Origin of the sequence: Variovorax sp. RTB1 (genome assembly GCF_035018765.1) — a bacterium.
GTDB lineage: Bacteria > Pseudomonadota > Gammaproteobacteria > Burkholderiales > Burkholderiaceae_C > Variovorax.
Map to the genome: position 1 here is coordinate 43,220 of NZ_JASJXG010000020.1, position 12,551 is coordinate 55,770.

8 protein-coding genes are annotated in these 12,551 nt (G+C 62.1%); 4 read left to right on the forward strand and 4 right to left on the reverse strand.

The features are described 5' to 3' along the window. Positions 1-36: 36 nt before the first annotated feature. Positions 37-1,473, reverse strand: a complete 1,437-nt coding sequence (locus QN397_RS14250) for a M20 family metallopeptidase (RefSeq protein WP_323501217.1) — start codon at positions 1,471-1,473, stop codon at positions 37-39. A 63-nt stretch (positions 1,474-1,536) separates the two neighbouring features. Continuing rightward, positions 1,537-3,702 (reverse strand): EAL domain-containing protein, encoded by a 2,166-nt coding sequence (locus QN397_RS14255; RefSeq protein ID WP_323501218.1) that lies wholly within the window; start codon positions 3,700-3,702, stop codon positions 1,537-1,539. Between the two features lie 169 nt (positions 3,703-3,871). Here QN397_RS14255 and QN397_RS14260 point away from each other — a divergent pair, with 169 nt between their 5' ends. The 4 genes from QN397_RS14260 to QN397_RS14275 all read left to right on the forward strand — a co-directional run bounded on the left by QN397_RS14260 (position 3,872) and on the right by QN397_RS14275 (position 9,929). Further along, on the forward strand, positions 3,872-4,891 hold the full coding sequence (locus QN397_RS14260; RefSeq protein ID WP_323498447.1) for a glycosyltransferase family 2 protein: 1,020 nt from the start codon (positions 3,872-3,874) through the stop codon (positions 4,889-4,891). A gap of 459 nt (positions 4,892-5,350) precedes the next feature. Then, the gene (galE, locus tag QN397_RS14265) at positions 5,351-6,370 is read left to right on the forward strand and encodes a UDP-glucose 4-epimerase GalE (protein ID WP_323498448.1); all 1,020 of its coding nucleotides are present in this window, start codon (positions 5,351-5,353) and stop codon (positions 6,368-6,370) included. A gap of 251 nt (positions 6,371-6,621) precedes the next feature. Next, positions 6,622-8,823 carry a polysaccharide biosynthesis tyrosine autokinase gene (locus QN397_RS14270; RefSeq protein ID WP_323501219.1) on the forward strand — a complete coding sequence of 734 codons (2,202 nt, stop codon included), beginning with the start codon at positions 6,622-6,624 and terminating at the stop codon, positions 8,821-8,823. A 38-nt stretch (positions 8,824-8,861) separates the two neighbouring features. Next, positions 8,862-9,929, forward strand: coding sequence for an acyltransferase (locus QN397_RS14275; RefSeq protein ID WP_323498450.1), 1,068 nt, complete (start codon positions 8,862-8,864; stop codon positions 9,927-9,929). A gap of 9 nt (positions 9,930-9,938) precedes the next feature. Here the strand turns inward: QN397_RS14275 and QN397_RS14280 are convergent, their stop codons facing one another. Both QN397_RS14280 and QN397_RS14285 read right to left on the reverse strand, forming a co-directional pair. Further along, on the reverse strand, positions 9,939-11,180 hold the full coding sequence (locus QN397_RS14280; RefSeq protein ID WP_323501220.1) for an acyltransferase: 1,242 nt from the start codon (positions 11,178-11,180) through the stop codon (positions 9,939-9,941). Further along, positions 11,177-12,541: a hypothetical protein gene (locus QN397_RS14285; protein ID WP_323498452.1), complete on the reverse strand. Its 1,365-nt coding sequence runs from the start codon at positions 12,539-12,541 to the stop codon at positions 11,177-11,179. The genes QN397_RS14280 and QN397_RS14285 overlap by 4 nt, the downstream gene beginning before the upstream one ends. Positions 12,542-12,551: the final 10 nt, after the last annotated feature.

Here is a 12,551-nt window from a genome sequence, read left to right on the forward strand (position 1 = left end):
AACGTGGTCCCTGCATTTAAGCGGAGACGCGCGGCTTCAAAACGCGGAACTGCGGGTGTTTACAGGTGCTGATCGGCGCTCGGCGGCAATCGCCGCGCCCTCCGCGCCCAGGTCCCAGAACAAGCCAGCCATCAGCTGCAACGACTCGCGCGCCACGCTGCCGAGCATGTGCTCGTTGGGCGCGTGCTGCGCGCAGGCCGGGTACGAGTGCGGCACCCACAGCGTCGGCAAACCGAGCACGTGGGCGAAGACATCGTTGGGCAGCGTGCCGCCCAGGTTGGGCAACAGCGCGGGCACCTTGCCGGTGCTGCGCTCGATGGATGCCAGCGCCCAGCGCACCCATGGGTTGTCGGGGTCGAGCCGCGTGGCTTCCATCAACTCGCCGCTCTGCGTGACTTCGACATCGGTGTAGCCATGGGCGTCGAGATGCTCGCGCACATGCGCCAGGAAGTGCGTGCTGTCGCTGCCGACCACATAACGGATCTGGCAATGCGCGCTGGCGCGGCCGGGGATGGCGTTGACCGGCGCTTCCGGGTTGCCGGTCTTGAAAGCCAGCACCTCCAGCGTGTTCCAGCCGAAGACGCGCTCGGCCGGCGACAGGCCCGGCTCGCCCCAATCCGCATCGACTTGGGGGTCGTCCACGCCGCCGCCGACTTCGATGGACTTGAGCGCCTGGCGCACGTTGTCGGGCAAGGCATCAGGCAGCAGGCTCGGAACACGAATGCGGCCGCGCTCGTCGACCAGGCATGCGATGGCGTTCGCCAACCGGATGCCGGGGTTGCGCAGCAAGCCGCCCCAGTTGCCGGAGTGATGACCCGACGGCCGCAGCGCGATGCGCAAATCGAAGTTGAGGCCACCGCGCGAGCCGAGAAACAGCGTCGGTCGAGCGGCGGCGACGCGTGGGCCGTCGGATGCGAGAAAGAGATCGGCGCGCAGCGCCTCGCTATGCAGTTCGCACACCTCGCGCAGGCCTGGCGACCCAGTCTCTTCGCCCATCTCCAGCAGCAGCTTCAGGTTGTAGCCGAGCCGACCTTCACGCGCGACCAGCACCTGCGACAGAGCGCCCAGATTGACCGAGTGCTGCCCCTTGTTGTCCGCAGTGCCGCGGCCGTACCAGCGGTCGCCTTCGATGGTCAGCTGCCAGGGGTCGAGTCCTTGCCGCCACTGCGCCGCATGTCCGCGCACCACGTCGCCGTGGCCGTAGCTCAGCACGGTAAAAGACGCACCCGTCTCGGCGCGCTCGGCGAGGAGAAACGGACTGCCGCCGGCCATCGGGTTGGCAACGGTGCGGCAGACAAAGCCGAGCGCTTCGAGGTCCGGCACGATCTGCTGCGCAAGGTACTGCGCCAGCACCGCGTCGCGCGACGGCTCCTGGCTTTCGGTGGGGCACGCCACACGGCGCGCCAGCACATGCTGGAAACGGCCGTCGTCGAAGTAGTTGGCGGCCAGGGTCAGGGCTCGAGTGCGGCTCATGGGATTCCTTTCGCGCCTATTCTGGCAGCGCTGTCCCGCCGCTGCCCGACCGCAAAACGCCGCCTAGAACCGCGTGCCGAAGGCCGTCGCCAATTCTGCGGGTCGCGTGGCGTTGGCTGCCTGGTCGAACTTCCAGGGCAGGATCTTGCAGGCTCGCATCGGCCGGGCGTAGAAAAATCCCTGCAGCTCGTCGCAGCCGAGCTTCAACACGATGTCGCGCTGTCCCAGTGTCTCGACGCCCTCCGCCACCACCGTCAGGTTCAATGCATGGGCGAGCTTGACCACCGCTTCGACGACAGCGCGCGCATCCGCCTTGGTCTCCAGGTCCTTGACGAAGCTGCGATCGATCTTGAGTTGCCGCGCCGGCAAATCGCGCAAGTGGCTCAGACTGGAATAGCCAGTGCCGAAGTCGTCGATCGACAGATGCACGCCCAGCCGCGAGAGGCCTTCGAAGGTGCGCTGCGTCACCTTCATGTCCTGCATCGCGACCGATTCGGTGATCTCGCACAGCAACTGCGAGCCGAGCACGCCGTGCTTGCGCAACGCCTCTTCGACTTTGTCGACCAACGTCGGCTCGCGCAGTTGGTTGGCAGAGAGGTTGATGGCGACCCGCATGTGCGTGCCCTCCTTGCTCCAGTCTGCGACCTGGCGGCAAGCCTCGTTGAGCACCCAGTTGCCCAGCCGCACGATCAGCCCGTAGCGTTCGGCAAGCCCGATGAAGCTGTCGGGGCTCACGAGACCGAGCCGCGGATGGTTCCAGCGAACCAGCGCCTCGACTCCACTCATGCGATTGCGGCGGCCATCGATCTTGGGCTGGTAGTACAGCTCGAACTGGTTGCTCTCCAGCGCCAGCCGGAGGTCGCTCTGCAACTGGAGCTGGTCGGCCGTGTCGACCGCCATGTGCGACTCGAAGAACGCATAACTGGAGCCGCCGGAGCGCTTGGCCGCGTACATGGCCACGTCCGCGTTGGCGATCAGTTTGTCCGGCTCGCCTTGCAGCGGATGCATGACCACGCCGATGGAGCACGCAATCTGCAGGTGCTTGCCCATCATGTCGAAGGGCCGAGACAGCGCGTAGAGGATGCGGTCGATGATCTGCACGCAGTCTTCTTGCGCCTTCATGCCTTCGAGCAGCAGCAGGAACTCGTCGCCGCCGACGCGGGCCACGGTATCACCGGGACGCGACTGCTTGATGAGGCGCTCGGCGGTGATCTTAAGGATCTGGTCGCCGGCCGCGTGGCCGAACGAGTCGTTGACCGGCTTGAAACCGTCGAGGTCGACGAAGAGCACGGCCAGTTGTTCGGCGGCACCCGACTGGTTGACCTGCTCCAGCCGTTGCACCGCGTGTCGCAAGCGGTCTTCGAACAGCAGCCGGTTCGGCAAGCCTGTCAGCGGGTCGGAGAAGGCGCGTTTGAGCAGCTCGTCGTTGGCGCTTTGCAAGCGGGCGTTCGACTCGGTCAGCGACTGCGACAGCTGCCGCGCGACAATCTGCAGCCGCGCCTCGAGCAGCGAAGCCAGCAGCGCGCCGACCAGCAGCATGCACGACGCAACGACGACGATGGCGGTCAGCCCGCTGCCGTTCAGCGCATTGGCGCTCAGGCACACGGTGCCGACCGGAAACTGCGCCGCGGCCATGCCGGTGTAGTGCATGCCGGAGATCGCCACCCCCATGATGACGGCCGCGAGCAGTTGCATCGGGAAGCGCCGCTCCGCGCGTACTTGCAGCAGCATCCGGAAAATGAGCAGCGCCGCCGCCGACGCAGCGACAGCGATGACCGCGGAGGCCACCACGATCCTGTAGTCCCAGACGATGCCCGGCGTAACGCTCAGCGCCGCCATGCCGATGTAGTGCATGCCGCAGATGCCGACGCCCATCGCCATCGAGGCCACGCCGATCGACCGCGTGCTGTAGTCGGCGCTGCTGGCCACCCGCAGCGCAACGGCGGCAGCGGCCACTGCGGCCACCCATGACACCAGCGTGATGAAGGCGGTAAAGCCGATCTGAATCGGCAAGGTGTATGCCAGCATGCCGACAAAATGCATGGCCCAGATGCCCGTGCCCATGACCAGAGAACCCGTCATCCACCACGTGTTGCTCACGTCGCCGCTGGGCGAACGCACGCGCATCGACAGGTCGAGCGTGACGAACGACGCAAGCGTCGCGATCACGACCGAAGCCGCGACGATCCACAGGTCGTGGTGCGAACTAAGAAAAGGGGAATCGGCCATTCCTTCTCATATCGGCATGCGGGCGCAGAAGTTGAGGGTGAAGGTGCGCCTTGAGTGGCCCGGTCCGACGAACGGCGAGCGGGGCGCGCAGGCCAAACCTTTCGCATGACGCAAACCGCACCCGAGCCGCTGCTACTCGATGAACGACCGGCAAGGCCGACTGTGAGTCGTGGCGGTCACTTGCTACAACTACGGGCGGTATCTTGCCGAGTGCCTTGAGTCTTGTTTGGCACAGACCATCGCTGCAGACGAGATCGTGATGGTCGACGACGGGTCGACCGACAACTCGTGGGAAATTGCCTCGTCGTACGCACAACGGTATCCGAACATCAGGGCAATACGGAACAAAAATCAGGGCATGTGCAACGCCGCCAACGCTGCAATAGCAGCGAGTTCAGGCGATGTGGTGCTGATGATCGACTCCGACGACATCATGGCACCCGAGCGGATCGAAAAGGTGCTCGCTGCGCTGCGCATGCCAGTCGGCGGGCGCATACCGGGGTGGGTGCATCACCCGCTCAAGCGGTTCTCGGCTGCGCAACAGGACCTCGGGCTGATCCCCCACTACGCAGCGGGCGCGCTGCCGCACGGCTATCTGGTCGACCGAGTTCACCAGCTCGTGCACTGCCCTGTCGTCACGCCGATGTCGGGCCTGGCGTTTCGTCGCGAGTTGCTTCGGGCCATAGGTCCACTCGACGACGACCGCGGGATGCAGCAAGACATGCAGCTCTCGTTGGCCGGCACCTTGTTCAGCCCGGTCGCCTTCATCGACGAAGGGTTGACGCAATACCGAATCCATCCGGAATCTTCGTCCGCCGGCGGCCTGATGTCCTCGTTGCCGAACGTGCAAATGCTTCGCCATCGCTACGAGCGCCTCGAACCGTGGATCACCGGCCTATTCAAAAAATACCGGCCGCAGATCGCAGCACCGTGGGCACCATTGAAAGACCAGCCGTCCTACCAGTGGCTGCAGTTTCTCGATAAGTGGTGGTCGGGCTCGGGCAAGGACATGGGTTTGCTGAGCCGGATCTTGCTGCACCCGCAAACGCGCGCCGCACCGCTACAACAGCGCATGTATTACTACGCGGCCATCTGCCTGCCGAAGTCCTGGTATGTGAGTTTTTCGCGCATGGTCTACGGCTCCGGTCCGCTCAAGGCCTTTTTGCGACGACGGCTTGCGCGCGCCTGATGGTCCGAAGGCAAGAACGGCATTGACCCGGTTGATGTGGCAAGGCAGCTCTTTGGTGCCGTCGGGCACGCCGGCACGAACATGTGCATTTTCGACCCACGCCACCACCGACGTGCGACGCGTCGTCAGCGCAACAGAAGAGCTGGCGAGCCAGAGTGAAAGCGCCAGATCTTTTTGACGCGCCCCTCCTTGGAATGGGCGATGTGCAGCAAGGCGAGCCGTGTCGCTTGAGTGAGACCGAAAGGCTGAAGTTCCACATCCACCGCACGGCGCCAGAGCCGGAAAAGTTGAGAGATTACGGTAGCGAACGAGGTTCGAATGTGGTCCGGTTGGCATGCCATTTTCTATTGACAAGCCGATGGATGACACGCCATCTAAAGTGGAAATCTTCGCCGCCAGATGGCCCTGTTGAAGTCACGCAGAATGACCAACGGTCCGACAATTTTCTGAGGGAACGACATGAGCGAACTGATCCTCGTCACCGGCGGCGCCGGCTTTATCGGCAGCCACACTTGCGTCGCGCTGGTGGCAGCCGGCTACACACCTGTGATCCTCGACAACCTCGGCAACAGCGACGTGCGTGTGCTCCAGCGGCTTGGCACGATCACTGGCAAAAGCATCGAATTCATCGAAGGCGACGTGCGTGACCGCGCCCTGCTCGACCGCCTGTTCCGAGAACACGCCATTGCAGCCGTGATTCATTTCGCCGGACTCAAAGCCGTAGGCGATTCCGTCGCAGACCCGCTGCACTACTACGACAACAACGTGAACGGCACGCTGGTTCTCGCCGCGGCAATGCAAGCGGCAGGCGTCAAGGCGCTGATCTTTTCGTCATCGGCCACCGTCTACGGCGAACCGGAAAGTTCGCCCATACCCGAGAGCGCGCCATGTCGGCCAGAAAGCCCCTACGGACATTCGAAGCGCATGGTCGAGCAGATGCTGGCCGACTTGCACGTCGCACAGCCTGACTGGCGTATTGCATTGCTGCGGTATTTCAATCCGGTCGGCGCGCATGAAAGCGGACTCATCGGCGAACACCCGCAGGGCAAGCCAAACAACCTGATGCCCTATGTGTGCCAGGTCGCAGTGGGTCTGCGCGACCGTCTTGCAGTGCATGGCGGTGACTACCCGACACCCGATGGCACGGGCGTGCGCGACTACGTGCATGTGATGGACCTGGCCGAAGGGCATGTAGCCGCGTTAAGTCACGCGGCGCTTGCACCCGGCCTCGTGACAGTGAATCTCGGCACGGGTCAAGGGGCCTCGGTGCTCGATGTCGTCAAGGCCTTTGAGCTGGCGAGCGGCCAGCCCATTGCCTATGACATTGGGCCGCGCCGTGCAGGCGATGTGCCTGCTTATTGGGGCGACCCGTCACTCGCGCATTCAACACTTGGCTGGAAGGCACGTCGCGGACTGCAACAGATGTGCGAAGACAGTTGGCGCTGGCAAAAAAGTAACCCAAAGGGCTACGGAAACTGATGAGTGACCGGGAGCGCCCACAGATTTCTCTGACTCTCCTTTCAGACGCTCTTGTATCGCAATGCAACGTTCTATTGATGACTCTCCATTGAGGGCCTGAGGCACGATTTCTGCTCTCTAATGCAGTTCCAACACTCGATGCGCGCTCTTGCGTTGCATACAGGAACTTTCCACTTAGCATGAGCAGATCCCCCCTTACTTTGACGCCCGATGTTCGCGCGCGGACACTCACAAATTCGGGTGAAAGCACCATGTTGGTAGATGCCGAAGAGGCGCCACGCTTGTCGGCCTACAAAGACATCCTGCTCGACCACAAGTGGCTGATCGCCTGCATCGTTGCATTGACATTGCTGATCGGCTTGGCCTATGTGACTCTGGCCACACCCGTCTATCGCGCCAACCTCCTGGTGCAGGTCGAAGACTCCGCACCCGACAGCAAGAGTTTTCTCAATGAGACCACTGGCATGTTCGAGGTCAAGACGCCAGTCAGCGGAGAAATTCAAGTCCTCGGTTCTCGCATGGTGCTCAACGCTGCGGCGGAACAGGCGGGCTTGCAGACAAGTGCACAACCGCGTTATCTGCCACTGGTCGGCCCATGGCTCGCCCGCCGCGCCGTTGGTTTTTCGGACCCCCTTCTCGGCGGCTATGTGAGTGGAACCGAACGCATCGACGTGACCCGCTTCAATGTGCCGCCTTCGCTCGAGGACACCGGGCCGTTCATCATTACGACCCTCGGCGGCGGACGCTATCGAGTGAGTCATGAACTGCTGGACGTGCCGCTCGAAGGCGTGGTCGGGCAACCGCTGCAGCAAACACTTTCCGAAGGCGTCGTGGACATTCAGCTGAGCCAGTTGTCCGGCAAGCCCGGGGCTCAATTCAACGTCTATGCGGCATCATTGGATCGCGCCGTCGACGCCTTGCAAGGACGTCTGCAAATGGTCGAGCAGGGCCGCCAGTCCAACGTGATCGGCGTGACGCTGGAAGACAGCAACCGGGTTCGTCTGGCCGCTGTTCTCAATGCCATCGCCGAGCAGTATCTGCGGCAGAACATGGAACGCAAATCGGCAGAAGCCGAAAAGACCATCACGTTTCTCAACACGCAACTTCCCATCTTCGAGCGTCAGCTCAGGGCTTCAGAAGATGCCTATGCGCACTTTCGCAATGAGAACGGCACCGTCGCTTTCGACGAGGAGGCCAAGGTCTGGCTGGCCAAAACAGCGACCTTGCAGACCAGCCTTCTCGACTTGCAACAGAAGCGGCGCGAGACGGAGCCCTACTTCACCGATCAAAGCTCTCGCGTGCTGACGTTGGACAAGCAAATCGGCGCCGTACAGGGCGAACTCGGCGCGCTCAATTCGCGCATTGCCGGCATGCCCAATGTGCAGCGCGATGCCTTGAGGCTGGAGCGCGACGTGCGCGTCAATGGCGCGCTTTACCAGTCCATGCAGAGCAACGTATTGCAAATGCGGTTGCTCAAGGAAGGAAAGACCGGCAATGTGCGGCTGGTCGACAAGGCTGCCGTGTCCAAGGTGCCGGTCAAGCCGCAGAAGCTGATCGTCCTCGCTCTTGCATTGGTGCTCGGGCTCATGGCGGGGCCAGCACTTGCAATCTGGCGCTCCCGCTCGAGGCCGGGCGTTCACAACCCTGAAGAGATCGAAGTCCACACCGGCCTGGACGTGTATGCCGTAGTGCCCCACAGCCCGGAGCAGCTTCTGATCGATCGAGGCACCGGCAGAAAGAAGTCGTCCGGCACCTTGCTGGCCGATGTATCTCCCCACAGTCACCCCATAGAAGCTTTGCGTGAACTGCGGGTCGGTCTCAAGATTGCGATGGCCGAGGCAAGCAATAACCGCATCCTCGTTACCGGTGCCACCCCCGGTATCGGCAAAAGCTTTATCGCCCGCAACTTCGCGATGCTGCTGGCCCAGTCCGGCAAGCGTGTGCTGCTCATCAATGCCGACCTTCGAAAACGCGATCTGAGTGGCACCTTCAGCCTTCAGCACGAGGGAGGGTTGTCTGAACTGCTCACCGGCAAACTCAGTGCGCAACAAGCCATCCATGTGCAGGTGCACCCTAATCTCGATGTGCTGACCACCGGCAAGCTGCCTCGCTTGCCTGCGGACATGCTGGAGTCGGCGGCATTTACCGTTGCGCTCGATGAACTTTCATCTCGCTACGACAGCGTGGTTATCGACTCTGCGCCAGTGCTGGTGGCAGCCGATGCGGCGGCAGTGGCACCCGCCTGTGGACTCGTGCTGCTCGTGGCGCGCGCCGGAAAGAGCCAGCTGGGGGAACTGAACGAGAGTGTTCGCCGGCTTGCAAAAGCCGGTGTGAAGATCGACGGGGTGCTCTTCAACGGAATGGATTTCAGTCGCCGGTACAACGGCAACCAGGGCTATCGCCATGGGGGCTACAAGTACTCGGAATATGAGTACGCGGCCAAAGCAGCGTAACAAGTCGCCTAGCCGCGCGAGAGGCGGCTAGCCTTCCAATGCTTCCTTCCAAAAATCCGCGTCTGTTGACGCTCGATGCCATGCGCGGCCTTGCCGCCATCGGTGTCATCCTGTTTCATCTCGATTTCATCGGACCGTTCGCGCAGAGCGGCTACCTCGCAGTCGATTTCTTCTTTCTGCTGAGTGGCCTCGTTATCGCGCGCGCCTACCAGACGAGACTCGACAGAGGCCTGCCGTTCACCGATTTTCTGCTGGAACGGGTCATTCGGCTTTATCCGCTGTACCTCCTGGGCTTCTTGGTCGGCTTGCTCCGGCGCCTAGCGCAGATCGCGACGGACCACACCATTCAAATGTCGTGGCCACACCTTGGGATCAGCGCCGTCTTCAATGTTCTGATGTTGCCTTCTCCTGCAACGGATGAACTCGCTCCCATCAATGGCCCGTCGTGGTCGATTTACTTCGAACTTCTCGTCAACGTAGTCTGGGCCAGCGTGCTCGTCAAAGCATCGAAACGCACGCTGGCTGCATACGTTGTCGTTCTGTGCATCGCACTGTGCGCATTGATCGTTGGCACCGGATGGGCGGAAGCGGGCTATGCTTGGTCAGACGTTCACTTCGGCGTCATCCGCAGCTTCTTCGGTTTCGGCCTCGGTGTGCTGCTGGCTAAATCCTGGACCGGGAGCCAGCCGCGTGATTCGGCACTCTCAGTCGTCGCTGCAGCTGCGCTTTGCGCGGTGCTGATTGTCGACGTTTCGCCAGCATACCGGGCGTTCTACGACATCGTTGCAATCGTTCTATGCTTCCCGGCGATCGTCTACATGGGAGTCGCCTTCAATCCACCGGCTGCCTTGAAGCGTGTTGCGACGGTGCTCGGTGACATCTCATACCCGGTCTACATGCTGCACTTCGGTCCGCTGTTCAGTTTCTCCTATCTCGCTCGCAAGCTTGGCGTCAGCCCGGCTGTCTGGATTCCGGCATTTATTGTCGGCATTTGTGCTGTGTCGCTCTACCTCGCCAGAACCTACGATCCTGCGGCGCGACGGTATTTGAAGCGGATACTTTCCATTCGAAAAAGGAAAACCGCTACGGCCGCACACCGCCGCTGAACGAGTGCTTCAAAGCTCGATCTTTGCCGACTTGAGCATGCGAGGTACAGACGCGCGTCTCGACGCCCAAGTCTTGAAGCGCCGAGCAATCGGCTGCTCGAAAAAGCTAAATGACAGCGAGGCCAGCCCTACTGTTGTCATGAATACGGTAGCGAACCCGGCGACACGCCATGCCGTAGGCGCGTACTTCAACTGCTCACCGATCGAATCAGACAGACCCCACAGCACCAACGCGTGGAACAGATAGCCGCCGTAGGAAATGCGGCCGATCCAAGTCATCCATGGCTTCGACAACCAGGCTGTTCCACGCACACCCGCGATGGTCACCAGCAGTACCCCGGCCGCAAACAGGTTGATGACCGAGTATCCGAACAACTCGCGCCCCTGGCCGTACAAGGTACCGGAGAAGATATTCTTGAACACGTCTGCACCGCGATCACCCCGCGCGTAGTTCAGTGACATGTAGATCACGCCAAACACCGCAACCGAGGCAACCGCCATCCACAACCAGCGCATCGGCAGGCGCGGGTTGCGCAAGAGCTGCGGCTGAAACCGTGCGATTAACGCGCCAAGCAGGAATGCATCGATCTGGCAGATGGTCGCCGCATAGACACTGAAGGCCAGCCTGCCGGCGTCTGCGTCCGGCATTGCTGCGCCAACGACGAGCAGCCAGAGCCAGCGCGTCAGCGGCGCCAGCAACACAAGGGCACATGCCAACTTCCAGCGCCACCGTTCCGGCACACCTAGAAAGAGCAAAGGGAAGAACACATAGAACTGCTGTTCGACGCTTAATGTCCAAAGATGTGCAATCGCGGGCCAATGCACTGTCGATGCCGCTGGCTGAAACACCATCTGCCAGTTGTAGGTGAATGTGATCAGGCCGATCAAGTCGGTCGAACCGGCCATTCCGTACGGAATGGCAAAGAGCAACACGCACGCGCCGACATAGAGGGCGTACGCATGAACGATGCGCAGGAGCCGCCGCCGCACGAATGCGCCATACCTCCGACCTGCCGATGGCAGGGCCCGGCCAAGGTGAACCGAAGACTCTTCCGCGATGAAACCCCGGGTAATCACATAGCCCGAGATGACAAAGAACAACCACACGCCGATCCATCCGAAAGGAAGCAGGCCGCAGTGCTGTGCGATCACCATGGTCATCGCGATTGCGCGCAAACCATCGATGCCAGCCAGCCTCTCGCCACCGTTGGTCAGGGCACTCGAGGGACCGATCTTCACGATCGTTCTCATGGGCGGACCTTCGCAGTCGATGACTTGACCGTGATCTGGGAAATCTGCGTTGCCCCTGATGAAAAACGTACGTAGACGGGCTCGCCGCTGAGCGCCACTTCGAATCGACCGTCTTTCGCCTGCAGCGTTCGCTGACGACCCAGTAAGTCGGTGACCATCAACTGCTCCGTGCCAGCTTGCGGGATAACGAGCTCCGAGTCGTTGCTGCCCGTGGCTTGCCAGGCAACGACGGTGCTAACGCGATCGTCCGTGAACAGGAACGCCTGTGCAGCGGCCGAAGTGCCCTGCCCCCCGAGCAAGCGCCGCGCGAAGCGCAAGGTGCCGAGCTCCGACGTCATCGTTTTGAATGCGCCATATGTCAGCCTTTGCATACGGTCGTTGCGTGTGAGCCCCATCGGACCGTCCACCGAGTCGTTCGACGAGAACCACAAGAACCCTTCGACCCCTGCCTCAGCGGCCAGGATAAAAGACCTCGGGATGTACGCCGCCGCTGTGCGCTCTGTGACGCTGCCCTTGACAGGGCTCGCGCCCTCTACGACCGGCCATCCCATTTCCGTGACCCAAAGCTCCAACGGACGGCCCTGCCGCGCGAGCGCCGCTGCACGCAAGCGCACGAATGCAGACTGGAACGAGCGATCCGGATCGACGGCGACAAAGGGGCGCACCCAGTCGGTGTCGTTCGCGATCGCCGTGATCTCGGGAATGCTGGGCGTGTAGGGGTGCACCGTGAGACCGTCGAGACGCGGATCGAGACCGCCTGCAAGCAACCAGTAATCGATGACCCACATGTCGTCGCCGGCGAGCACCTTGACGGCGGGGTCGATGGCTTTCACTTCCTGCACCGCGGCGTTCACCATGCGAACGTAGTGATCGAGCCATGGCGACGGAGCCTTGCCGTTCCACTGCCCGCCGAGCGCCTTGGGAAGGAACGAGTTGTGCGGTTCATTGCCCACTTCGAGCACGAAGCGCACACCCTCTGCCTTCAGCAGGCGTGCAGCTTCCGCCGCGAACCGACCGAAAGCCGCAGGGTCGGAATCACGCCCCACATCTGCAGCCGTCTGGGGTGCGGTCCTTCCGTTGGAAAGGGTAAGCAGCGCCACCACGCCGATGTCGTTTGCGCGGTAATAGGCGAGTTGCGTTCGAAGGTTGTCGGGCAACGCGGCATAGCGACCGGGTATTTGGCTGGGCGATGGCTCGACAGCCGACCAGCTGACGTGCTCGCGCACCCACTTGACCTTCAGGTCGGCCAGCATGGGCAAGGTGTCGAGTGGCTGGCCCTGCAGGAACTTGACGCCCAGGCCGACGAAATCACCGAAGGGACGCGCCGCGCTTGCAGGGTCGGCGCCATGGGTCGATGCCATCGTCACGGCA

Coding starts and splice junctions, on each gene's coding strand:
- galE (WP_323498448.1), top strand. CDS start 5,351: ATGAGCGAACTGATCCTCGTCACCGGCGGCGCCGGCTTTATCGGCAGC.
- QN397_RS14250 (WP_323501217.1), bottom strand. CDS start 1,473: ATGAGCCGCACTCGAGCCCTGACCCTGGCCGCCAACTACTTCGACGAC.
- QN397_RS14280 (WP_323501220.1), bottom strand. CDS start 11,180: ATGAGAACGATCGTGAAGATCGGTCCCTCGAGTGCCCTGACCAACGGT.
- QN397_RS14270 (WP_323501219.1), top strand. CDS start 6,622: ATGTTGGTAGATGCCGAAGAGGCGCCACGCTTGTCGGCCTACAAAGAC.
- QN397_RS14255 (WP_323501218.1), bottom strand. CDS start 3,702: ATGGCCGATTCCCCTTTTCTTAGTTCGCACCACGACCTGTGGATCGTC.
- QN397_RS14275 (WP_323498450.1), top strand. CDS start 8,862: ATGCTTCCTTCCAAAAATCCGCGTCTGTTGACGCTCGATGCCATGCGC.
- QN397_RS14285 (WP_323498452.1), bottom strand. CDS start 12,541: ATGGCATCGACCCATGGCGCCGACCCTGCAAGCGCGGCGCGTCCCTTC.